Origin of the sequence: Rothia sp. HMSC072E10 (genome assembly GCF_001813965.1) — a bacterium.
In the GTDB taxonomy this organism is placed as follows: Bacteria; Actinomycetota; Actinomycetes; order Actinomycetales; family Micrococcaceae; genus Rothia; species Rothia mucilaginosa_A.
On the sequence record NZ_KV814491.1, the window covers coordinates 126,941 to 148,868 of the forward strand.

The following is a 21,928-nucleotide window of genomic DNA, read 5'->3' on the forward strand; positions in this document are numbered from 1 at the left end:
ACCCTCTGGCGAAGGGTGAACTATTGCGGGTTCGGCCCCGTCCGACATGCGAAAAAACAACCGGTTGAGGTTGAATATGCGTCATAATGGGTGCGTTAGTGGGGGAAGATTCACCTCGAGATGAAGACCCCGGTAAAATGGTCACTTTGGAGAGGTATATCCTCATTCATGAGCGTCGCGGGCACCGCCGAAACACCCGGTCCCCGCACGGAGAAGGATATGCCTCAACGTTGAACGGATAAGGTGCCTCGGCGCCGCGGAGGGAGAACACTATGGCAGAACAGCACAGCGACCGACCCGCGCCTGTCCAGCACCCCGCCGAACATGACGGTCAGCACGAACCCCGCACCGTCGCGGTGGTCGTAACCTACAACCGCCACGATTTGCTTCCCAAGACCCTGGCAGGCATCGCCTCGGGCCGGATGCGCCCGGTCGCCGTGGTCATCGTCGATAACGCTTCCACCGATGACACCGCCGCATACCTGGACTCCCTGGAGTACGAGCTGCCGGTGGACCGCATTACCCTGCGGCAGAACATGGGCGGCGCCGGCGGTTTCGCGGTGGGTATCGACCGCGCCCTGGAACGCCACAACCCCGACCTTGTGTGGGTCATGGATGATGACACCGAGCCGACCGAAAACACCCTTGCCGAGGCCGTTGAAGCGTGGCTCGGCTACTCTGAGGTTCCCGCCGAACGCCCCGCGGTGGTGGCCTCTCGCGTGGTATGGACGAACGGTGAGGACCACCCCATGAACACCCCTCGCACGATGTTTGCGGCGGGGGAGCGGCGTCACGCCCGCGCCCTCGCGGTGGGGGCCCGCCCGATTCGTAGCGCCTCCTTCGTCTCGATTCTCATGGACGCGCAGGCCATCCGCCGTAACGGCGGTTTGCCCATCGCCGAATTCTTCATCTGGAACGACGATTTCGAATTCTCGACCCGCCTGATTCACCACCGCGACGGCATTGCGGTGCCTTCCTCGGTGGCGAAGCACCACACCAAGACCTTCGGCACGACGAACGCTAACCCCGGCCCGCGCTTCTATAACGACGTGCGCAATAAGCTGTGGGTGTTTACGCGCTCGCGTACCCTGAACCCGCTGGAAAAGCTGCTCTACGGTGGTTCTTCGGCCCGCCTGTGGGTCTCCACCCTGCTTCGTACCGACGACCGCCGGACCTACCTGGGGTACTTCCTGAACGGTCTGCGTGACGGCCTGCGCCCGCCCGCCCCGAACCGCCGGGTGCTGGAGGGCATCTACCCGCTGACCTTCCCGGGGCGCTACGGCGTTCCGGCCTCGAACCCCGCGCCGGTCGCGACTGGAAACGCCGGGGCCGCCGGATGCGTGAGCTCCGCCCCCGACTTCTCGGTGCTCATGAGCGTGTACGCGAAGGAGAACCCCGCGTACCTGGAACAGGCGCTGGAATCGAATCTGCTGAACCAGACCCTGCGCCCCTCCGAGCTCGTGCTGGTTCTGGACGGTCCGCTCACCCCCGAGCTGCGCACCGTGGTGGACCGCTGGGTTGCCCGCGCCGAGAACCTGGATTGCCCGCCGATTCAGCTCGTGGAGCTACCGCAGAACGTGGGTTTGGCCGAGGCACTGAACGCGGGTCTGCGGGCCTGCAGCTACGAGCTGGTGGCGCGCGCCGATTCTGACGATATTTCCGAGCCCACCCGCTTCGCAGAGCTGATTCCGGCCCTGGCCGCGGGTGGCTACGCGCTGCTCGGTTCGGCCATGCTCGAGGTCAACGAGAACAACTCGGCGGTCGAGTCGGTTCGCGAGGCCATCGTCGAGCCCGAACGGCTGCTCCGCGCCATGGATTCGCGCAACCCGATATACCACCCCTCGGTGGCATTCCGTAAGAGTGCCGTCCAGACCCTCGGCGGTTACGAGTACGTGCCCGGTGCCGAGGATTGGTGGCTGTGGATGCGCCTGCGCGACGCCGGCTACCGCCTGGGCAACCTGCCCACACCTCTCGTGCGTTACCGCGTGGGCGCCGGCGCCTACACGAAGCGCGGGGGAGTGGACGCCTGGAAGCAGGACTGGGCGATTCAACGCCGACTGTACACGGGCCACGCCATTTCGAAGGCCCGCTGGGCGCAGAACATGGCGGTGCGTAGCGTGTACCGCTTCGTGCCCGAGGCCCTGCGCCGAAATGCTTTCCGCGCGCTGTCCACCGTGGCCGCACGCGCATCCTCTACTCGCTCATCTTCGGACCGTTTCACCGGTGCCACATCTGAAGGAGGCTTTTAATGGCCCAGCTGAAATCTGACGCCCACGAGGCGGTACGACGTGCTGCTCAGCGCGGCACGCTGATGACGGAGGGCGATTCCGGAGCCGTTCTGGTGAATCGTCTGTACGAGCGCAAGCCGTGGTGGCTGATTGCGCAGGCGCTGATTGACTCGAGCGCCTGGGTTCTTGCGGTGCTGTTCGCGTACATGCTGCGCTATAGCGTGCTACTTAGCAATGGCTCGGTGTTTGACATCATCCACCCCATTTCGCTGACGATTACGGCCGCCGGGGCGGTGCTGCTACAGCTGATTTTCGGTTTGGCGGCAGCCAAGATTTATAACGGCGTGTACTCCTACGGATCCTTTGACGAGTCGTGGCGCGCCGCGGCGGCGGCGCTGAGCACGGGCGTGGTGCTGACCGGTTTCTCCTTTGTGGATGAGCTTGTTGGCCTGCCGCACATTCCGCACAGTGTGCCCGCGATTGCCGCGGCGTTCAGCCTGATTATGATGGCCGGTGCCCGCATGGCCAAGCGCGTCTATACCGAGCGCGGCGCGGTGCGTGAGCTGACGGGCGAACCGGTGATCGTGTACGGCGCCGGTTTCATCGGCGGCATGGTGATGGATTCCATGCTGCACGATGAGGAGGCGAAGCTGCGCCCCGTGGCGGTCTTCGACGATGACCCGCTGAAGGCCGGCACTAAGTTCCACGGTATCCAGGTGATTACGACCTACCGCGAGCTTGAGCGAGCGATTCGCGAATCGGGCACTCACAAGGTGATCGTCACGATTTCCGATATGCCGGAGGACTATTTTGAGGCCTTCTGCGAGCGCATGCGTCGCCTGAAGGTTGAGGTGCAGCGTATCAGCAGCGCGAACGCCCGCCTGATGGGTGAGCGCCTGGTGAACGCGAGCGATAACGACCTGATGCGCGTAATCCGCGGTGAGATTAACTACGATATCGATCGCGATATCCTCCGTTCGTACCTGCACGGCAAGCGCGTTCTGGTGACGGGTGCTGGCGGTTCGATTGGTTCTGAGCTCTGCCGCCAGATTAGCGAATTTGAGCCCGAGACCCTGATGATGCTCGACCACGACGAGACTCTGCTGATGGACACCAAGGTGTCGATTACGCACGAGTCAAGCCTGGACGACGACCGCATCATCCTCGCGGATATTCGCGAGGGCGATACCCTGCTGGAGATTTTCCGGGAGCGCCGCCCCGAGGTGGTGTTCCACGCCGCCGCGCTGAAGCACGTGTCGGCGCTGGAGGCCTACCCGCAGGAGGCCTGGAAGACGAACTCCCTGGGCTCCCTGAACGTGCTGCGTGCCGCCGAGGCCGTGGGCGTAAAGACCTTCGTAAACGTTTCGACCGATAAGGCGGCGGACCCGAAGACGGCCCTGGGCCAGTCCAAGCGCGTGGCGGAGCGCCTGACCGCGTACTTTGGCGAGAAGACCGGCAACACCTACGTGTCGGTGCGGTTCGGCAACGTGTTTGGTTCGCGCGGCTCGATTAAGCCGCTCTTCACCAAGCAGATTCTCTCGGGCGGCCCGATTACCCTGACCGATAAGCGCGCGACCCGCTACTTCATGCTCATCGCGGATGCCTGCCTGCTCGTGATGCTGGCCGGTGCGATTGGCCGTCCGGGCGAGGTCATGGTGCTGGATATGGGCCAGCCGGTCAAGATCCTGGACGTGGCCAAGGCGATGCGCCAGGCCTACGAACGCTACGACGTTGAAATCAAGGAGATTGGCCTGCGCAAGGGCGAGAAGCTAGACGAGACGCTCTTCGGCGATACGGAGAAGCTCGTGCCCAGCAAGGAGAACCGCTACATTTCACGCTCGAGCGCGCCGGCCCTGAACCCGGACGAGCTGGATTACGAGCTGTGGATTCAGAACTACCGCGAGCACAGCGGCTACGAACGCCACGGCCTGGAGCGCGCGCCCGATCCGCGCACCCTGGAGAACGCGCAGACCTTCTAACCGACCGGCTCTTCGACGCCGCCCCTATCGGAGCGTCTTCCCGGCGCCCCGGGGTCGGCGGAGCCATACGATAAACACATTCACGAGACAGTACGACCAGGAGCCATCATGACCTCCTTTCCCGAGCTAACGAGCATTTTCGTTCTTGCGGTGATTGCCGGTGCCCTCCTGCCCTTTGCGGTGCGTCCGATTCTGCATCGCTACAACATGGTGGACATCCCCAACGAACGGTCCTCGCACACCACGCCGACCTACCGCGGCATGGGCCTGGCGACGGCCGCGGCGACCCTGCTGGCTTTCCTCGTGGCGACCCTGCTGGGCTGGACCTACCGCTCCGCTGAGTCCCTGCAGCTGGCCATCACGATTGCCGCCGCCATGCTTTTCTCCCTGGCCCTGGGCTGGCTCGAAGATATTCGCGGCGTGAGTATCGTTCGTCGCGCTGCCCTGCAGCTGGTCATCGGTGTGCTGGTGAGCGTCAGTTTCGCGACGGTTCAGGGTACCAACCCGCTGCTGGTGGTGGTCGGTGCCGTGTTCATCGCGGGCTACATTAACGTGGCCAACTTTATGGACGGCATCAACGGCATCTCGGGTGCTCACGGCCTGGTGGCCGGTTTGGCGTACGCGCTGACCGGTTGGATGGTCAACCTGCCCTGGCTGGCTATGGGGGGCGTGGCGGTGGCCGGCGCGTACCTGGCATTTCTGCCGTGGAACGTGCGCCCGGGCAAGAACGTCTTTCTGGGGGATGCCGGTTCCTACGTGCTGGGTACGGCCCTGGGCACTCTGGCGGTGGGCGCCTGGTTTGCTGACGTTCCGGTGCTGCTGGCCTTCGCTCCTCTCGTCACCTACCTGGCCGATGCCGGTTCGACTCTCTTTCGCCGCTTCATGGCGGGGGAGCAGTGGTACAAGCCGCACCGCACCCACGTGTATCAGCGCCTGACGGATGTCGGCTTCAGCCACCTGGGATCGACAGCAGTGGTCACGGGCGTGACGATTTTGGTGTGGGTCCTGTTGGCCTTTGCCTCGGATCTGTACACCTCGGGTGCCGCTTTCGCCGCGCTCGGCGTGGTGCTTGTGGCGCTCGCCGTGCTGGCCGTGTACCTGCGTATGCCGCAGCTTTTTGGCGGCGAAGCCCCCAGCTCGACGATTGACCTGACGAAGGCAGCGAAGGGTGGCTCCTCTGCCGAGGTCGGTACCCCCTCGTCGGCTTCTCCCGCGGAGCAGCCGGCAGCCCCGAAGAAGGCGGGTCGGGGTACCTCCTCTTCTTCTGCGACCGGTGTTCCCGCAACCCCGGAGCGGGTGGAGCCGACCTCCCTGCATCCCGCGCCCATCATTCCGGACTCGGTGAAAGATCGCGCGGAGCAGCCTTCTAATGAGCGCTCTTCTGCGCCTCAGTCGAAACAGAACCGTGGGGAGAAACACTAATGGTGTCTAGGTCGCCACAACCTCAAAAGGAAGCTGTAGCAGAGCCCGTCTGGAGGCGCGTGGCCGATGTTCTGTGGTATCCACCCGCGGAGCGTAGGAGGCAACGGGAACGTCGCCGAGAGCGTGCCCGGGTAGGACTGAGGGCATCTTCTTACGAGAGTCAAGAGCTTTCCTGGAAATTTTTGTTCTACAGGGTATCGGCATGCTCTTTGCTGGCTTGGTTCGGCGGTATGATGAGTGCGTACCTGTTCGCGGGCCCCGTGGGCGCGCTAGGAATAACATTGGGCTTTCTGATAATCTATATATGCTTCACTCTGGGCGTATTAGTTATGCTGCTTGCTCCCATTTTCGACTGGGGCGTACCCAAATCGCTGGTGGTGAGCTACCTTGTGAAGATTGCCCTGCTCGGTCTGGTGTTGATGTTTGTTCCGTTCCCAGAGAACCTGAGGCACGGTTGGACTCTCGCAGGCGCATGCACCGGCGTGATTCTGTGGATTGTTATTGAGACAGTCAGCATTGCACGATTGAGAATTTTGTATTTCGACACCGACTCGGAAGACCATGGTCGGTAACACGATAGGTGTTTGAAAGGAATATACGTTTGGCCGAGGAGAAGAAGTGGTGGGACGGAGATCGAAAGCTCCGCACCACCGGAGAATTGGTATCCGGCGGAGGTCTCTCCGGCGCCGTGATGTCAATTCTCTACCTGATCATCGGCGTTGCGGTGTGGGGAGGTATTGGTTACCTCGGTGACCTGGTCTTCTCCACCACCTGGATGGTATGGGTTGGCGTCTTAATCGGCGCCATCGGGGGTTTAACCCTCGTCTTCACCCATATGACCAGGCAGAATACGGACCGCTAGGTCATTGAACGCGGACCGCTAGGTCACACATTCATCCATGTAGTTAGCATGTCAGTCACGCAAGAGCTGACATGGGCTCTTGATAGCCACAAGCAGCAAGAAAGGACTTGCTTTGATCGAGAACGGGTTGATCCTCGCGGAAGCCGGAGCCTATGTTCCGCCGAACCCGGAAGACATGCATCTTCCCCCCTTCTTCACCATTGGTGATTTCGCCTTTGGTAAGCAGAACGTGCTGGTGCTACTCTCCGTGGTGATTATTGCGGTCTTCTTCCTCACCGCAGCACGCAAGCGTGCCATGGTTCCCGGAAAGACTCAGTTCATTGCTGAATCCGGCTACCTGTTTGCACGCAACTCTCTGGGCAAGGAAACTCTGGGCGTTCAGCACTACAAGCCTTTCGTTCCGATTCTGTTCGCCTCCTTCTTCTTCGTTCTGGTGAACAACCTTTACGGCGCGATTCCGTTCATCCAGCTGCCCTCCTTCTCCCACCCCGGTAGCGCCTACGCGCTGGCTGGCGTGGCATACCTGACCTGGGTTGGCGTGGGCATCAAGCGCAAGGGCCTGGGCGGCTTCTTCAAGGACATCACCATGCCTGCGGGCCTGCCGTTCTGGATCTACCCCATTCTGATTCCGATCGAGTTCTTCTCGAACATGCTGATTCGCCCCGCAACCCACGCACTGCGTCTGTTCGCCACCATGTTCGGTGGTCACCTGGCGCTGATGGTTGCCTCCAGCATGGTGACCTACATGGTTGAGGCTCTTGGCGGTATCGGCTACCTGGCCGCCATCGCTCCCGGCGCCCTGGGCCTGTTCCTGTACTTCCTGGAATTCATGATTCAGTGTATCCAGGCGTACGTGTTCGCTCTGCTGCTGGCTGTGTACCTGCAGGGCTCGGTGTCTGAGGGCCACTAGTCAGCTCGCTGACACTTTAGATTTTTTATTAGGTTTTCGCGTTCGGGGCTGGGGTACCGGCTCCGGATAAGAATAAAGCAACCCACACGTTCATTGTGCGGGCTATAACTCAAATCAAACTCTGCTCTGTTCGGGTATGTTCCCGGTTGAGCACTGTTGAAAGGAAAAATAATGGTTGGTTCCATCACTGCGGTTGGCTACGGTCTGGCAGCTATCGGCGGCGGCATCGGCGTGGGTCTGGTCTTCGCGGCTTACATGACCAGCGTTGCTCGTCAGCCCGAGTCTCAGAAGACTCTGCAGCCCATGCTGTTCCTGGGCTTCGCACTGGTCGAGGCACTGGCAATTCTGGGCCTGGTTCTCGTCTTCATCAAGTAACCGGCTCCGCCACATCCTAAACGACCCATCCCATAGAACAGGATTCCCTCCATGATTTATCTGGCAAGCGAAGGGGGAGCGGAGGCAGCTTCGAACCCCCTCATTCCCGACGTCGGGGAAATTGTCATTACCCTCATCGGATTCCTGATCCTCTACTACATCGTTGCTAAGTACGTCGTCCCGGCGTTCGAGAAGATCTACCAGGACCGTAAGGAAGCAATCGAAGGTGGCCTTGCCAAGGCCGAGAAGGCACAGGCAGAGGCTGCAGCGGCTCGCGATGAGTACACCCAGCAGCTCGAAAGCGCTCGACTGGAGGCTCAGAAGATTCGTGAAGAGGCACGCGCAGAGGGCGAGGCAATCATTGCCGACGCTCGCGAGCGTGCAACCGCTGAAGCACAGCGCATTAGCGATAACGCGCTGAAGGCTATCGAGGCAGAGCGTGCGGCAGCAGCAGTGTCCCTCCGTTCCGAGGTTGGCACTCTGGCTACCACCCTTGCCGGCAAGATTGTGGGCGAAGCCCTCAACGATGATGAGCGATCGGCCCGTGTGGTAGATCGTTTTCTTGCTGACCTTGAAACCGAGAAGCAGAACGCAGGTGCGGCTCGGTAATGGCAGGAGTATCTACTGAATCACTGAGCAAGGTGGAAGAGGTTCTGGAAGCCCACGCTTCCCTGCAGCCTCTGAAGCTTGCGGGCGAGCTTTTCGCACTGGTCGACGTGCTCGACCATAACGGCACCCTTCGCCGCGCCGTCACCGATTCTTCGCGTGACGCAGCGGCCCGCCAGGGAATCGTCAATTCCGTTTTCGACGGTAAGATTTCTTCCCAGGCCATGGCTGTGCTCACCAATGCGGTGGCTCAGCGCTGGTCCGAGGATTCCGATCTGTCGGATGCCCTGGAACGTGCAGCGGTGCTCGCCGTGATCGCATCGGCTCAGTCTCGCGGTGGCGTGGATGCCCTGGACGAGGTACTCAACGAACTACTCACCTTTGTGCGTACCGTTGATTCCAACGCTCAGGCGCAGGAAGCGCTGTCCGACCATCAGGCAAGCAAAGAAGCAAAGAAGAAGCTCGCCGTGGCGCTCGGTGGCCCCGCCACCACCGCCGAGGGTGTGCTTCTGCTCGAACGAGTTGGCTCTAATCCTCGTGGCCTTCACGCCGCGCGGGCTGCCGACGAGTTCGCAGAAATCATCGTCAAGCGACAGAACCGTTACATTGCGCGCGTTACCAGCGCAATCAACCTGTCGCAGGCACAGCTTGAACGTCTCGGTCGCGCACTCAACGCCGTGTACGGCCGCGAGCTGAAGCTCGACGTTTCGGTGGATCCCGCCGTTCTGGGCGGTTTGCGTGTTCAGGTGGGCGACGAGGTGATCGACGGTACCGTCGAGACCCGTATGTCCGACCTGTCTCGTTCCATCGGCTAGCGGCTCAAGCTAGCGACGCTGAACCGTTCGTCGCAACGGTGATTTAGAAGATACCTCGGGTAGGCGGGTGCGCGGCGTATGCCTCCTCCAACGCGGAGGCGGCATGGCCCGCCCGTTGAACCCGGATTGCAAGTTTCGGTTAGTTCCGTTGATGGAACGTAACCACAATGAGAGAGCAGGGACACAAGATGGCCGAACTGACCATCAATGCCGACGATGTCCGTAATGCGCTGAACGAGTTTGCAGCGTCTTACGAACCCGGCAATGCAGAACGTGTTGAGGTGGGTCGAGTTGTATCGGCCTCCGACGGTATCGCTCGCGTCGAGGGCCTTCCCTCGGTGATGGCGAATGAGCTGCTTCGTTTCGAAGACGGCACCCTCGGCCTCGCACAGAACCTGGATACCCGCAATATTGGTGTGATTGTCCTGGGTGACTTCACCGGTATTGAAGAGGGTCAGGTTGTACACCGCACCGGTGAGGTTCTCTCGGTGCCCGTTGGCGACGCGTACCTCGGTCGCGTTGTTGACCCCCTCGGTAACCCGATTGACGACCTGGGCCCCATCGAGGCTGAAGGCCGCCGCGCACTGGAGCTGCAGGCTCCCGGCGTGACCCAGCGTAAGTCGGTTCACGAGCCGCTGCAGACCGGTCTGAAGGCAATCGACTCGATGATTCCGATCGGCCGCGGTCAGCGTCAGCTGATTATTGGTGACCGCCAGACCGGTAAGACCGCTATCGCGATCGACACCATCCTGAACCAGAAGGACAACTGGGCTTCCGGTGACCCGGACAAGCAGGTTCGATGCATCTACGTGGCCGTCGGCCAGAAGGCATCCACCATCGCGGCTGTCCGCCACACCCTGGAGACCCGCGGCGCGCTGGAGTACACCACCATCGTGGCATCTCCCGCATCCGACGCAGCCGGCTTCAAGTACCTGGCACCCTACACCGGTTCGGCTATCGGCCAGCACTGGATGTACGGCGGCAAGCACGTCCTCATCATCTTCGACGACCTGTCGAAGCAGGCAGAAGCATACCGCGCCGTGTCCCTGCTGCTGCGTCGCCCGCCGGGACGTGAAGCATACCCCGGTGACGTCTTCTACCTGCACTCCCGCCTGCTGGAGCGTTGCGCTAAGCTCTCCGACGACCTGGGCGCAGGCTCGATGACCGGCTTCCCGATCATTGAGACCAAGGCAAACGACGTTTCCGCCTTCATCCCGACCAACGTCATCTCCATTACTGACGGCCAGATCTTCCTGCAGTCCGATCTGTTCAACGCTAACCAGCGCCCGGCAGTGGACGTCGGTATCTCCGTGTCCCGCGTTGGTGGTGCCGCACAGACCAAGGCTATGAAGAAGGTCTCCGGTACCCTGAAGCTGGAGCTGGCACAGTACCGTGCAATGGAAGCGTTCGCGATGTTCGCATCCGACCTGGACGACGCCACCAAGGCTCAGCTGACCCGCGGTTCCCGCCTGACCGAGCTGCTGCGTCAGCCGCAGTACACCCCGTACGCCGTCGAGGAGCAGGTTGTCTCCATCTGGGCCGGCACCAACGGCTACCTCGACGACATTGAGGTCTCCGACGTGCTGCGCTTCGAGGCAGGCTTCATCGAGTACCTGCGTCACAAGACCTCGGTCCTGACCGACATTGCCTCCTCCGGCAAGCTTGAGGACGACACCGTTGCCGCTCTGAAGACCGCGGTGACCGAGTTCAAGCAGGGTTTCCAGTCTGAGGGCAGCAGCCACCTCGTCGACGCAGGTCACGAGGAGCACAAGGCAGCTCGCGATAGCGACATCACCCAGGAAACCATCGGTTAGCGATTAGTCCTCGCTCCCTGCCCGCCCCGGCTCTAGGGTCGGGGCGGGGCAGACGAGCAGGAGAAAGGAAGCTCTATGGGAGCCCAGATTAGGGTTTACCGACAGAAGATTGCTTCGACGTCGTCCATGAAGAAGATCTTCAAGGCGATGGAGATGATCGCGACCTCCCGCATTAACAAGGCTCGTAACGCTGCTCAGGCTGCCGGCCCTTACGCGAACGCTCTGACCCGCGTGGTGACTGCGGTTGCGACCCAGAAGGGTATTCAGCACCCGCTGATTTACAAGCCGCACGAGTTTGGCACCTACGAACACCGCCGCTCCGCAATCCTGGTCGTCACCAGTGACCGCGGTCTGGCCGGCTCGTACTCCTCCGCCATCCTGCGTCGTACCGAATCTCTGATTGAGAGGCTGCGCTCTAACGGCCAGGAGGTACAGCTGTACCTGGTTGGCCGTAAGGCAAAGGCTTACTTCGAGTTCCGTGAGCGCCCCTACGCCCGTGCGTGGGAGGGCCACACCGATGCACCCCGCGTCGAAACCGCCGTCGAGATCCGTGACGCGCTGCTCGAAGCCTACGATCTGCCCTTCGAAGAGGGCGGCGTGGACGAACTGCACATCGTGTACACCGAATTCAAGTCGATGGTTGTTCAGGAACCCAAGATCCTGCGCCTGCTGCCCATCCACGTGGGCGAGGCAAAGGCACTGGGCGAGGAAATCGTTCCCGATCAGGAACTGACCAAGGCTGAGTACGAGCAGGCGGCATCCTTCGAGTTCGAGCCCTCCGCTGAGGAAGTGCTCAACGCGCTGTTGCCGCGCTACATTGCATCGCGTATCTTCTCCTGCCTCCTGCAGGCAGCAGCAAGTGAGCTGGCATCCCGCCAGCGCGCAATGAAGACCGCGGGCGACAACGCCGAGACGCTGATTACCAAGTACACCCGTTTGATGAACAACGCACGTCAGGCGGAAATTACTCAGGAGCTCTCCGAAATCGTGGGCGGCGCAGACGCCCTCGGCTCCTAGTATCGGTACGCCAACGAAGCCATCAACTGTCCAAACTTTCTAAGTAAGTGAGAAATATGACTGCCACCTACAACGATTCGGTCTCCGCACCGACTCAGGGCGCAACGGGTCGTATTGCCCGCGTCATCGGCCCCGTGGTCGACGTCGAGTTCCCCGCCGGTCAGGTCCCCGAGATTTACAACGCTCTGACTACCGAGCTGACCCTCGACGGCCGCACCCGCACCATCACCTTCGAGACCGCTCAGCACCTGGGCGACTCGATTGTTCGCGCCATCTCCCTGCAGCAGACCGACGGCCTGGTCCGCGGTCAGGCTGTGGTCGACACCGGCGCACCGATTTCCGTTCCCGTCGGTGACGGCGTGAAGGGCCACCTCTTCAACGTGCTCGGTGACGCCCTCGACGTGCCGAACTCCGAGATCAAGGCTGACACCTACTGGCCGATCCACCGTGCCGCTCCCGGCTTCGCAGAGCTGGAAGGCTCCACCGAAATGCTGGAGACCGGCATCAAGTCCATCGACCTTCTGACCCCCTACATCAAGGGCGGTAAGATCGGTCTGTTCGGTGGTGCAGGCGTGGGTAAGACCGTGCTGATCCAGGAAATGATTACCCGTGTGGCTCGTAACTTCGGTGGTACCTCCGTGTTCACCGGTGTGGGCGAGCGTACCCGTGAGGGTAACGACCTGTGGGTCGAAATGGAAGAGGCAGGCGTTCTGAAGGACACCGCCCTCGTGTTCGGCCAGATGGATGAGCCCCCGGGAACCCGTCTGCGCGTGGCGCTGACCGGTCTGACCATGGCGGAGTACTTCCGCGATGTGAAGAACCAGGACGTGCTGCTCTTCATCGACAACATCTTCCGTTTCACTCAGGCAGGTTCTGAGGTTTCCACCCTGCTGGGCCGCATGCCCTCCGCAGTGGGTTACCAGCCGAACCTCGCCGACGAAATGGGTCTGCTGCAGGAGCGTATTACCTCCACCCGCGGTCACTCCATCACCTCCATGCAGGCAATTTACGTGCCTGCGGATGACTACACCGACCCGGCGCCGGCAACCACCTTCGCGCACCTGGATGCAACCACCGAGCTCTCTCGTGAAATCGCATCGCGCGGTCTGTACCCGGCAATTGACCCGCTGTCCTCCACCTCCCGAATTCTGGACGCACAGTACATCGGTCAGGAGCACTACGACACCGCAATTCGCGTGAAGGCTATTCTGCAGGAAAACAAGGAACTGCAGGACATCATCGCGATTCTGGGTGTGGACGAGCTCTCCGAGGAGCAGAAGATCGTCGTGGCACGTGCACGTCGTATCGAGCAGTTCCTCTCCCAGAACACCTACACTGCAAAGCAGTTCACCGGTGTCGAGGGTTCGACCGTTCCGCTGAAGGACACCATCGAGTCCTTCCAGATGATCTGCAACGGCGATGTCGACCACATCCCCGAGCAGGCCTTCTACAACATTGGTGGTATGGACGACGTCATGCGCCGCTACGAGGAAATCAAGGCACAGACTGGAGCTAAGTAATCATGGCTCTGAAGGTTGAAGTTGTTTCCCGTGAGCGCACGGTGTGGACCGGTGAGGCGAACTACGTTCGCGCACGCTCCGTCGACGGTGAGCTCGGTATTCTGCCGGGCATGATTCCCACCTGCGCACTGCTGGCACAGGACGGCGAGCTGCTCATCGAACCTGTTGAGGGCGAAACCATTAAGACCACCCTCAACGCTGGTTTCTTGACCGTCTCGAACGATCACGTGACCATCGCCGCCAAGCACGCACGGGTCTAGGTCCCGCCTGGACTCGGTGATATAGCAATCGCCGGTGCCTCACCCCGTAGGGGGAGGGGCACCGGCGATTACTGTATCCGGGCTACATCGTGTGCGCAGAAGAGGGGCGCTTCCCAAAGCACAGGAAGCACCCCTATGAGTTGTCTAGAGCCGCTTAGAACAGACGGTCCGCGCTGTCGTCCACGCCGCGCATTGCGTCGTAGTCCAGGCTCACGCAGCGGATGCCGCGGTCCTCGGCCAGGGTGCGGGCCTGCGGCTTGATGGTCTGAGCGGCGAATACGCCCTGCACCGGCGCTAGCAGCGGGTCACGGTTGAGCAGCTCCAGGTAGCGGGTGAGCTGCTCCACGCCGTCGATATCGCCCACACGCTTGAGCTCGACCGCCACGGAGACGCCGTGCGCGTCCTTGGCCATGATGTCGACCGGGCCAATCGCGGTGGGGAATTCGCGGCGCACGAGGGAGTAGCCCTCGCCCAGGGTGTGGATCTGCTCGGCGAGTAGGCGCTGTAGGTCGGCTTCCACGCCGTCCTTGATGAGGCCCGGGTCCACGCCCAGGTCGGTGGAGTGCTCGTGCTCGATGCTGTAGATGCGAATGAGCAGACGGTCGTCGCTCTTGGCGGCCTGCACCGTCCAGAGCTGCTGAACGTCGGGCTCCAGGTCCTCACGGATGCTCTGCGGAACGTCCTCACGCTCAGCCACCAGTAGGGAACAGGGAGGGCTCATCCAGTTCAGGGGCTTGTAGGAGCCGCCGTCGGAGTGAATGAGAACCGAGCCGTCGTTCTTCACCATGAGCAGGCGGGTGGCGCGAGGAAGGTGGGCGCGCAAACGGCCCTCGTAATCAACGGAACATTCAGCAATGACAATACGCATCCGTCCACTCTAGCAGGTATCCGCAGCCTCGGGGGAGAGGGCAGGAGCGGGCGCGGTAGAATAGGGCTCATGGTACGTAAGAATCACCCCGGTAAGCGAGCGTCCGGTACCACCAGCGATAAGTGGCACCGTAGCGCACCCGCGGGACGGGACATCAGCAGGATTCTTGACCCCGCGCCCCGCCTGGAGAGCGACCGCTTCGGCGATTGGCTCGTGCAGTACATTCCGGCGGTGAACGCCCGTAAAACCTACACATGCCCCGAATGTTACCGCCCGATTCCGCCGGGAACCGCGCATCTGGTGGTGTGGCAGGAGAGCCACACGCTGGGACGTTCAAGGGCCATCGACGAACGCCGGCACTGGCATCAGCACTGCTGGAGGACCCGCCGCAAATAGCCGCGGCAGAGCATCGCGTCGGGTAATCCGGCACCCAGACGCTAGAAACCCCAACGTCAGAAGAATGACAGACGCGCACGCGCGTACATCTCAAGAGTGAAGGAACCCCATGAGCACCGCAGAGGTTACCCGCGAGCAGGAATTCAATCCCGCCCGCTACGTCTTCAGCACCCCCGCAGAACCCACCCCCATTAAGGCACGCACCGTGCTACCGGCACGCCGCGAGAACTTCGTCGTGACCACCGCCGACGGCAAGCGCCTGGTCGGCGAGCTGGCCCTGCCCGAGGGCGAAATCAAGGCGACCCTGGTGACCTTCCACCCGCTGCCCACTCACGGCGGCTACATGGACTCGCACGTGTACAAGAAGGCATCATTCCGTCTGCCGGCCCTGGCGAACATCGCGGTGCTACGCTTCAATACGCGCGGCACCTCCTCGATTCGCGGCACCAGCGAGGGCGTCTTTGACGGCGGCTTCGCCGAGAAGAAGGACTTCGACGCAATCCTGAAGTTTGTGCGCGAGCGCGCTCTACCGAACCCCTGGCTGGTCGGCTGGTCCTTCGGCACCGAGCTGGTGCTCAAGTACGGCCCCGAATACGCGAACGAGTTCACCGGCGCGATTCTGCTCTCCCCGCCGCTGCACCGTGTGCACCCGGCCGAGCTGGACGAGTGGAACAAGATCTCGAACCCGCTGTACGCGCTGGTCCCCGAGCACGACGACTACCTGCAACCTCCCGCGGCCCGCGAGCGCTTCGCCGCCGTGCCTCGCACTCACGTGATTCCCTTCGAGGGCTGCAAGCACCTGTGGGTGGGCGAGAAGTCGGTGCAGCAGGTGCTCAACACCGTGGTGAGCATCGTGACCGGCACCGAAACCGAGCTGCCCACCGAATACAGCGGCCCCGTGGCGGAAGAAATTACCGAGCTCTAAAGGTTCGATATAAAAACACGGCATAAAACATAAAGGCGGCGGCTTTGGATAGAACATCCAAAGCCGCCGCCTTCGTATCTATACGAGATAGTTGCCCGCAGGAAGAAGAACGAGCGCGTAGAGAACCTACAGCTGTTTACAGCTAGGTAACTGCAGTTGGGCGATGACTACAGCTGGGAGGTGACTATAACTGGTCTTGGCGAGGAATGAACACCTCACGCACCAGAATCAGCATGGAAGCCGCCGCCGGAATAGCAATCAGCGCGCCCAGCACGCCCCAGAGCGCGCCACCGGCAGCCACCGAAATAATCGCAACACCGGCAGGGACCGACACAGCGCGAGCCATAATACGCGGAGAAATCAGGTACGCCTCCACCTGCAAGTACAGGAAGTACGCCACCGCAAACCACAGCGCCATGCTCCAGCCCTGGGTCAGCAGAATCAGCGAGGTCAGAATCAGCGCCACCACGCCGCCAACCAGCGGGATGAATGCCAGAATTAGGATGACGATGGCCATCAACTGGGGGAAGCTGAACCCCAGGAAGAGCATGGTGAAGAATGCGAAAAGGGCGTTGCAGATGGCCACCATAGCCTGGCCCATCACGTAGTTACCCACCGAGTCGGTGATCTTATCGGTGATGTACTTGACGCGGGCGCGCTTGGAACCCGGCGCCAGACGCACACCCCAGGCCTTGATGGTGTTCATCGAGGTGAGGAAGTACAGGGACAGGAACAGAACAATAATTACGCCGGTCACGCTCTGCGCCAGGGTAGAACCGGCAGACAACAGGCTCGACATAAAGCTATTGACCTGCGAGGAAGAGAACGTTGACTCCAGGAACTTGGGGACGTTCTCATTCACCCAGCTGCTGATGCTAAAGCGCTGATCGAGCTCGTGGTACCAATCAGAATCGATAGTGTTTTGGTAAATATTCGGGGCATACTGCACAAACTTGGAGGCCTGCTCGCTAATAATCGGGCCGATGCTCATCACCAGGGCGGCAACGGCACCGGCAAAACCGGCGAGAACCACGATCACACCGATGTTGCGCTTAATGCCCCAAGCCTCCAGGCGACGCACAATCGGGTCCAGACCCAGCGCAATGAAAATAGCGCCGGTCACCCAGCCCACCAGGGCACCCACGTTATTGAAGATGTAGTAGGCCAGCAGGGCCAGACCCACACCGACGGTCATGAGGAAGCCGAACGCGACGGGGTTGTGCATCATGGAGGTCTTGCCGTTACCGAGGACCTTCGGCGGTGGGGGAGTATCGCTACCGGCCGCCGACACCACGGGTAGAGTATCGGTCGGGGGCATAGACGCGCGTCGACGGTTGGAGCGCACCTGGCTGATGCTCTCGGTCAGATCGGTGAGGGTACCCGTCAGCTGATCGGCGAGCGATTCCTTCTTGTGGTGTTCCTCGGAGTGCTGGTCCCCGCCATCGCCGGAGGGGTGCTTCTGATTGCTCATACGGGTCCTTTTCAAGGGAATCGGAGGTTCGTGCGTTGCAACGTCGCGTATGTCTGCGGCGTTTCTCTACTGTGCCATTCTACCGGCTCACGGCCGTGAGGGTTGTGCCCACCGCAACGGGGCCGACCCGTGAGAGTTCGGTTGCACCAGCCGCGGCCCCCCCCCGCCGGTTCGGATGTGCTGAGAGCTAAGGGGCTGGAGTTATCGCCCCCGGGCGAGCCGAACCGGAGATAATGGAGAGAAGAGCCGCAACAGGTTGGGCTATCGCGCGAGAACGTCCGGGCTCAAAGCCGTCGTGAACGACGTGCGCGCGGCACGAGAAGTTGAATGGCGGGAAACGCCGAACAGCGTGAACGGAAGGAACGCAGGATGAGCATTATCTTTGACCCGGCAGACCGCGGGCAGAACGCAGGCGGGCAGAACAACGCCGCACGGGGTGGGGCGCAGGCTGCGCCGGCCGAGGCGAATATCCCCGCCTCGGTGCGCAACGCCGTGGAGCTGAACCCCACCTCCGGCACGCAGGGGTCCGCGGCATCCTCGGGTAATCAGCCCGATGCCCCCGCCGCCCCCACCTGGCGCTACGACGTGAACACCCCCGAGGAGTTCCAGAAGTTCGTGCAGCTTTCCAGCCAGGGCGCCGTAATCTTCGCGCTCTACGCGCCCCATTCACCGTCCTCACTGCAGATGCTCGAGGGCGTGCAGAAGCTTGTGGACTCCGCCGCCGGATCCATGATTTGCGCCGCCGTGGACATCACCAAACTGCCCGAGGCCGCGCAGGCCTTCGGCGTGAGCGGCGTACCCGCCGGCGTGGCCGTGCTGGGTGGACGACCCGCCCCGATCTACACCGGCCCGGTCAGTGCCGAGGACCTGGCCGACGTGCTCTCACAGGTTCTGCAGCTTGCCGCCCAGTACCAGCTGCCTGGCGGTTTTGATCCCGCCGTGCCCGAGGATGAAAAGCCCCTGCCGCCCCTGCACGCTGAGGCCGTGGCCGCCCTGGACCGCGGCGACCTGCCCGCCGCCCGTGAGGCCTACCGCAAGGCCATCGCTGAGAATCCCGGCGATAAGGAGGCGAAACTCGGCCTCGAACAGGTGGAGCTGCTGGCCCGCGTGAAGGACCTGGATCTGGCCACCGAACGCGCCGCCGCCGCATCCGACCCGCTGAATATTGAGGCGGCCTTTAACGTGGCCGACCTGGATCTGGTGGGCGGCCACGTGGAGGATGCCTACAACCGCCTGCTGCGCCTGTTCAGTGCGGTTGGCCCCGACGATAAGAAGCGCGTGCGCGAGCGCCTCGTGCAGCTCTTCGACGTGGTCGGCGCCTCGGACCCGCGCACGGTGAAGGCGCGTGCCGCGCTGACCATGGCGCTGTTCTAAAGAGGCTCCCCGGCGCGGCCGGGGCAACCTCCGGGGGACCCACCGGAGAATCGTATGGAATGGTGTGCAATAGGCGGGCCGCCGCCTCGTTGACCTGTAGTGTCGGCGGGGTGGCGGCCCGTTTGCGTGCGTAACGCACCGGCAGGGTAGGGTACGGCATTTTCACTGTGGGGGCGCCCTGCGAACGGCCTCTCTGCGAATGGCCCCAAACGCTCGAGATGCGGACAAAAGACATTTTTTGAGCATCTTTCAGAAAAAGGTATTTTGGCTAATGGGGGGGGTGATAGGGTGAGAGTGTGACCCGTTACTCTCACGCGTAAGGAACCAACGATGCCCCAGGATCCGGTGAACACCCCGCCCCACGACCCGCAGCACGGAACGCCGCAGAACGGTGCAGCGCAGAGCCCAGCTCAGCCTACCCCGGTTCAACCTAGCTCAGCTCAACCCGAACAGCCGGTAGCCCAGCAACCCGAACAAGCCGCCTACGCTCAGCCGGCCTATGCTCAGCCGGATCAGCAACCCCCGCAGTTCCAGCCGGCCCCCGCGCAATTTCCCGTGGCGCCTCCCCAAGCACCGTCGCAGACCGGAGCCGCCGTCGAGATTCGGGGACTCGCCAAGCTCTTCGACGACAAGGTCGCGGTGGATCGCATTAACCTGACGATTCCCTCCGGCTCGTTCTACGGGCTGGTCGGCCGCAACGGCGCGGGTAAAACCACGACCATTTCCATGGTTACCGGCATGCTTCAGCCTACCGAGGGTACCGCGCTGATTCGCGGTATTGACATGTGGTCCGAACCGCTCAAGGCTAAGGCGCACCTGGGTGTGCTGCCCGACGGCGTGCACCTCTTCGACAAACTTACCGGCGAGCAGCTCATCACCTACTCCGGCTACCTGCACGGAATCGATAAGGAAACCGTTGCCTCCCGCGTCAAGGACCTGCTGGCCGCCATGGACCTGACCGACGCGGCCGGTCGCGCCGTCGCCGACTATTCCGCCGGTATGACCAAGAAGATTGCGCTCGCCGCGGCGCTCATCCACGCGCCCTCCGTGCTGATCCTGGATGAGCCCTTCGAGGCGGTCGACCCGGTTTCCGCGGCCAATATTCAGGACATCCTGCGCGGCTTTGTCGCATCCGGCGGCACCGTCGTCATCTCCTCACACGTCATGGACCTCGTGCAGCGCCTGTGCGATCATGTGGCGATTATGGACTCGGGCCGAATCCTTGCCGCCGGAACCGTCGACGAAGTACGTGCCGGCACGAGCCTTGAAGAACGATTCGTGCAGCTGGTTGGTGGCCGCACCTCCTCGGAAGGATTGTCATGGTTGGGCACCTCGTCTCACTAAAGTGGAAGTACGTGCAGGCCTCCTTCCGCCGTAGCGTCTGGGCGGTTATCGGTCTGGTCATCGCCGCCGTCTACGCGGTCCTCGCGCTCCTTGGCCTCGCCGTCGGGTACCTGGCGGCGGCCTTTGAGGCGCCCGAAACCGGTCCGCTCATCGCGCTACTGGCCGGCTCGGTGCTCGCCATCGGCTGGGCCATCGTCCCCATCTTCTTCAGCGGTCTGGACGGTACCCTGGACGAGAGCCGATTCGTGCTCTTCCCCATCGAGCCCGCCACCCTGCAGAAGGGACAGTTCCTCGGCGGGTTCGTGGGCATCCCCGGCGTTGCCTCCGTGCTAGCCGTGCTCCTGGGCCTCATCGCGTACGGTTCCCAGCCGCTCCTGCTGATCGTGTACCTGGTTTGCGCGGTACTGGGCCTGGCCAACCTCATGGTGTGGGCACGCCTGGCCAACCGCCTGGGCATCATGCTGAGCGCAAACCCACGCGTCGCCAACGTGCTGATGATTGTGGCTGCGGTGCTCATGATGAGCTTGGGCTTTATCTTCGGTGGTACCGCAACCTACCTGAGCAGGCACTGGGATGCGCTGCTCCCGTTCCTGCCCTGGCTGGGCGTGACTCCCTTCGGTTCGGCCTACGCCGTACCCTACTGGCTCGCGGCGGGTAACGTTCCCGCGGCCCTCGGATGCCTGGTGCTGACCCTCGGCTACTTGGCCGGCGGCTGGTGGCTGTGGGGTAAGAACCTCGCGCGCTCCATGGCGAACGTTGGCGGTAGCGCCCATCACGCGAGCGCAGCCGAAGTTGCCGCGGGCGACCTGGGTCTGTTCGCTCGGTTCCCCGCAACCCCGCGCGGCGCGGTGGCGGCCCGCACCCTACACTCGCTGCTCAAGGACAACCGCCTGCAGATGCTGACGGTTACCACGGTCATGATGTACCTGCTCCTGGCGGTTGGCTTTCCCCTCTTCATGTCGGCCACGGGCGGGAGCATCCATGGGGAGATTGGCTTCGGCCCCAACCCCGAGCAGGCTACACAAGTCGTCAATAGCGGCGTGATGCAGCTCTTCGGATTCTGGATCTACTTCTGCACCGTCTTCACCGGCTACTACATGTGCTTCCTCGTTTCATACGACAACACGGCCTTTAGCCTGCACGTGCTCTCCCCGCTGCGAGGTATCGATGACCGAATCGGTCGTCTGTGGGGCTACAGTATTCTCGTTGTTCCGATTGTGGTGCTGATGGTGCTGGTGGCCTCTGCGGTGAACGGGCACCTGGAACTTTTCCCCATCGTGCTGATGCACCAGCTGGGCGTGTTCGCGGCGGCGGCAGGCATGGGCTGCATGCTGGATACCTTCATTAGTCCGCCCGTGGCGCCTCCCGGTGCTAACCCGTTCAAGAACCCGAAGAATAACGAGGGCATGGGCAAGCAGCTGCTCCTCATGCTTTCAATGGCCGTGGTGATGCTCAGCGCCCTGCCCGGTGGCATCTCCGTGATCGTGTACGTTTTCCTCACGCAGAACCTGCTGACGCTGGTCATCGGAGGCGTACTGCAGCTGATGACCGGCGCGGGCCTGCTGGTCGGAGGCGTCGTCTGGGGCGGTCGCCGTTTCGACCGGATGAGCCCCCGCATGCTGGAGCGCGTGGCGCGATTCAGCGTGAACTAGCGCCCGGCAGCTGAACGCCGTGCTGGTTCGCCGCGCGTCCCTCACGGCACCCGGCGCAGAGCCCGCGGCCCGCAATCGTCACGGTTGCGG

At 62.2% G+C, this 21,928-nt stretch carries 20 protein-coding genes; 18 read left to right on the forward strand and 2 right to left on the reverse strand.

Annotated elements, in window-relative coordinates:
* The first annotated feature begins 272 nt into the window (after positions 1-272).
* The 13 genes from HMPREF2944_RS05955 to HMPREF2944_RS06015 all read left to right on the forward strand — a co-directional run bounded on the left by HMPREF2944_RS05955 (position 273) and on the right by HMPREF2944_RS06015 (position 13,808).
* On the forward strand, positions 273-2,249 hold the full coding sequence (locus HMPREF2944_RS05955) for a glycosyltransferase (RefSeq protein ID WP_070681480.1): 1,977 nt from the start codon (positions 273-275) through the stop codon (positions 2,247-2,249).
* Positions 2,249-4,207, forward strand: coding sequence for a polysaccharide biosynthesis protein (locus HMPREF2944_RS05960; RefSeq protein WP_070681482.1), 1,959 nt, complete (start codon positions 2,249-2,251; stop codon positions 4,205-4,207). The genes HMPREF2944_RS05955 and HMPREF2944_RS05960 overlap by 1 nt, the downstream gene beginning before the upstream one ends.
* Positions 4,208-4,315: 108 nt before the next feature.
* Positions 4,316-5,629 (forward strand): MraY family glycosyltransferase, encoded by a 1,314-nt coding sequence (locus HMPREF2944_RS05965; RefSeq protein ID WP_070681487.1) that lies wholly within the window; start codon positions 4,316-4,318, stop codon positions 5,627-5,629.
* Positions 5,630-5,688: 59 nt separating this feature from the next.
* A complete protein-coding gene (locus HMPREF2944_RS05970) occupies positions 5,689-6,201 on the forward strand; it encodes a hypothetical protein (protein ID WP_141755742.1) in 513 nt (170 codons plus the stop codon).
* 29 nt (positions 6,202-6,230) lie between these two features.
* Positions 6,231-6,491 carry a hypothetical protein gene (locus HMPREF2944_RS05975; RefSeq protein WP_070681492.1) on the forward strand — a complete coding sequence of 87 codons (261 nt, stop codon included), beginning with the start codon at positions 6,231-6,233 and terminating at the stop codon, positions 6,489-6,491.
* A 112-nt stretch (positions 6,492-6,603) separates the two neighbouring features.
* Positions 6,604-7,401, forward strand: a complete 798-nt coding sequence (atpB, locus tag HMPREF2944_RS05980) for a F0F1 ATP synthase subunit A (protein ID WP_049343642.1) — start codon at positions 6,604-6,606, stop codon at positions 7,399-7,401.
* A 171-nt stretch (positions 7,402-7,572) separates the two neighbouring features.
* Positions 7,573-7,776 carry an ATP synthase F0 subunit C gene (gene atpE, locus HMPREF2944_RS05985; RefSeq protein WP_049333669.1) on the forward strand — a complete coding sequence of 68 codons (204 nt, stop codon included), beginning with the start codon at positions 7,573-7,575 and terminating at the stop codon, positions 7,774-7,776.
* A gap of 51 nt (positions 7,777-7,827) precedes the next feature.
* Positions 7,828-8,385 carry a F0F1 ATP synthase subunit B gene (locus tag HMPREF2944_RS05990; RefSeq protein ID WP_049333667.1) on the forward strand — a complete coding sequence of 186 codons (558 nt, stop codon included), beginning with the start codon at positions 7,828-7,830 and terminating at the stop codon, positions 8,383-8,385.
* The gene (locus HMPREF2944_RS05995) at positions 8,385-9,197 is read left to right on the forward strand and encodes a F0F1 ATP synthase subunit delta (RefSeq protein WP_049343638.1); all 813 of its coding nucleotides are present in this window, start codon (positions 8,385-8,387) and stop codon (positions 9,195-9,197) included. Before HMPREF2944_RS05990 ends, HMPREF2944_RS05995 begins: the two co-directional genes overlap by 1 nt.
* A gap of 188 nt (positions 9,198-9,385) precedes the next feature.
* Positions 9,386-11,011, forward strand: coding sequence for a F0F1 ATP synthase subunit alpha (gene atpA / locus HMPREF2944_RS06000; protein WP_049333664.1), 1,626 nt, complete (start codon positions 9,386-9,388; stop codon positions 11,009-11,011).
* A 75-nt stretch (positions 11,012-11,086) separates the two neighbouring features.
* Complete coding sequence (locus HMPREF2944_RS06005) at positions 11,087-12,028, forward strand: F0F1 ATP synthase subunit gamma (protein WP_049333662.1); 942 nt, start codon at positions 11,087-11,089, stop codon at positions 12,026-12,028.
* Between the two features lie 56 nt (positions 12,029-12,084).
* Entirely contained in the window at positions 12,085-13,548 is a 1,464-nt protein-coding gene (atpD, locus tag HMPREF2944_RS06010; protein WP_049343626.1) for a F0F1 ATP synthase subunit beta, read from the forward strand.
* 2 nt (positions 13,549-13,550) lie between these two features.
* The gene (locus HMPREF2944_RS06015; RefSeq protein WP_049333657.1) at positions 13,551-13,808 is read left to right on the forward strand and encodes an ATP synthase F0F1 subunit epsilon; all 258 of its coding nucleotides are present in this window, start codon (positions 13,551-13,553) and stop codon (positions 13,806-13,808) included.
* Between the two features lie 154 nt (positions 13,809-13,962).
* On the opposite strand, the gene nucS is transcribed toward HMPREF2944_RS06015, so the two are convergent.
* Complete coding sequence (gene nucS, locus HMPREF2944_RS06020; RefSeq protein ID WP_049343625.1) at positions 13,963-14,676, reverse strand: endonuclease NucS; 714 nt, start codon at positions 14,674-14,676, stop codon at positions 13,963-13,965.
* Positions 14,677-14,745: 69 nt separating this feature from the next.
* On the opposite strand from nucS, the gene HMPREF2944_RS09015 reads away from it, so the two are divergent.
* Both HMPREF2944_RS09015 and HMPREF2944_RS06025 read left to right on the forward strand, forming a co-directional pair.
* Positions 14,746-15,072, forward strand: coding sequence for an ATP/GTP-binding protein (locus HMPREF2944_RS09015; protein ID WP_083313083.1), 327 nt, complete (start codon positions 14,746-14,748; stop codon positions 15,070-15,072).
* Between the two features lie 109 nt (positions 15,073-15,181).
* The gene (locus HMPREF2944_RS06025; protein WP_070681495.1) at positions 15,182-15,997 is read left to right on the forward strand and encodes an alpha/beta hydrolase; all 816 of its coding nucleotides are present in this window, start codon (positions 15,182-15,184) and stop codon (positions 15,995-15,997) included.
* 184 nt (positions 15,998-16,181) lie between these two features.
* On the opposite strand, the gene HMPREF2944_RS06030 is transcribed toward HMPREF2944_RS06025, so the two are convergent.
* The gene (locus HMPREF2944_RS06030) at positions 16,182-17,468 is read right to left on the reverse strand and encodes an AI-2E family transporter (protein WP_070681502.1); all 1,287 of its coding nucleotides are present in this window, start codon (positions 17,466-17,468) and stop codon (positions 16,182-16,184) included.
* Between the two features lie 369 nt (positions 17,469-17,837).
* Between HMPREF2944_RS06030 and HMPREF2944_RS06035 the strand changes: the two genes are divergently transcribed.
* From HMPREF2944_RS06035 to HMPREF2944_RS06045, 3 genes are all read left to right on the forward strand, one after another.
* Positions 17,838-18,842: a co-chaperone YbbN gene (locus HMPREF2944_RS06035; protein ID WP_070681505.1), complete on the forward strand. Its 1,005-nt coding sequence runs from the start codon at positions 17,838-17,840 to the stop codon at positions 18,840-18,842.
* 330 nt (positions 18,843-19,172) lie between these two features.
* On the forward strand, positions 19,173-20,186 hold the full coding sequence (locus HMPREF2944_RS06040; protein WP_246826273.1) for an ABC transporter ATP-binding protein: 1,014 nt from the start codon (positions 19,173-19,175) through the stop codon (positions 20,184-20,186).
* A complete protein-coding gene (locus HMPREF2944_RS06045) occupies positions 20,162-21,838 on the forward strand; it encodes a transporter (protein WP_070681508.1) in 1,677 nt (558 codons plus the stop codon). Before HMPREF2944_RS06040 ends, HMPREF2944_RS06045 begins: the two co-directional genes overlap by 25 nt.
* Positions 21,839-21,928: the final 90 nt, after the last annotated feature.

Excerpts from the sequence above, each read along its gene's own strand:
- HMPREF2944_RS05995 (WP_049343638.1), top strand. The coding sequence starts at position 8,385 with ATGGCAGGAGTATCTACTGAATCACTGAGCAAGGTGGAAGAGGTTCTG.
- HMPREF2944_RS05965 (WP_070681487.1), top strand. The coding sequence starts at position 4,316 with ATGACCTCCTTTCCCGAGCTAACGAGCATTTTCGTTCTTGCGGTGATT.
- HMPREF2944_RS06035 (WP_070681505.1), top strand. The coding sequence starts at position 17,838 with ATGAGCATTATCTTTGACCCGGCAGACCGCGGGCAGAACGCAGGCGGG.
- HMPREF2944_RS09015 (WP_083313083.1), top strand. The coding sequence starts at position 14,746 with ATGGTACGTAAGAATCACCCCGGTAAGCGAGCGTCCGGTACCACCAGC.
- atpD (WP_049343626.1), top strand. The coding sequence starts at position 12,085 with ATGACTGCCACCTACAACGATTCGGTCTCCGCACCGACTCAGGGCGCA.
- HMPREF2944_RS06015 (WP_049333657.1), top strand. The coding sequence starts at position 13,551 with ATGGCTCTGAAGGTTGAAGTTGTTTCCCGTGAGCGCACGGTGTGGACC.
- HMPREF2944_RS05990 (WP_049333667.1), top strand. The coding sequence starts at position 7,828 with ATGATTTATCTGGCAAGCGAAGGGGGAGCGGAGGCAGCTTCGAACCCC.
- HMPREF2944_RS06005 (WP_049333662.1), top strand. The coding sequence starts at position 11,087 with ATGGGAGCCCAGATTAGGGTTTACCGACAGAAGATTGCTTCGACGTCG.
- atpA (WP_049333664.1), top strand. The coding sequence starts at position 9,386 with ATGGCCGAACTGACCATCAATGCCGACGATGTCCGTAATGCGCTGAAC.
- HMPREF2944_RS06030 (WP_070681502.1), bottom strand. The coding sequence starts at position 17,468 with ATGAGCAATCAGAAGCACCCCTCCGGCGATGGCGGGGACCAGCACTCC.
- HMPREF2944_RS06045 (WP_070681508.1), top strand. The coding sequence starts at position 20,162 with ATGGTTGGGCACCTCGTCTCACTAAAGTGGAAGTACGTGCAGGCCTCC.
- HMPREF2944_RS05960 (WP_070681482.1), top strand. The coding sequence starts at position 2,249 with ATGGCCCAGCTGAAATCTGACGCCCACGAGGCGGTACGACGTGCTGCT.
- HMPREF2944_RS06025 (WP_070681495.1), top strand. The coding sequence starts at position 15,182 with ATGAGCACCGCAGAGGTTACCCGCGAGCAGGAATTCAATCCCGCCCGC.
- nucS (WP_049343625.1), bottom strand. The coding sequence starts at position 14,676 with ATGCGTATTGTCATTGCTGAATGTTCCGTTGATTACGAGGGCCGTTTG.
- atpE (WP_049333669.1), top strand. The coding sequence starts at position 7,573 with ATGGTTGGTTCCATCACTGCGGTTGGCTACGGTCTGGCAGCTATCGGC.
- HMPREF2944_RS05955 (WP_070681480.1), top strand. The coding sequence starts at position 273 with ATGGCAGAACAGCACAGCGACCGACCCGCGCCTGTCCAGCACCCCGCC.
- HMPREF2944_RS06040 (WP_246826273.1), top strand. The coding sequence starts at position 19,173 with ATGCCCCAGGATCCGGTGAACACCCCGCCCCACGACCCGCAGCACGGA.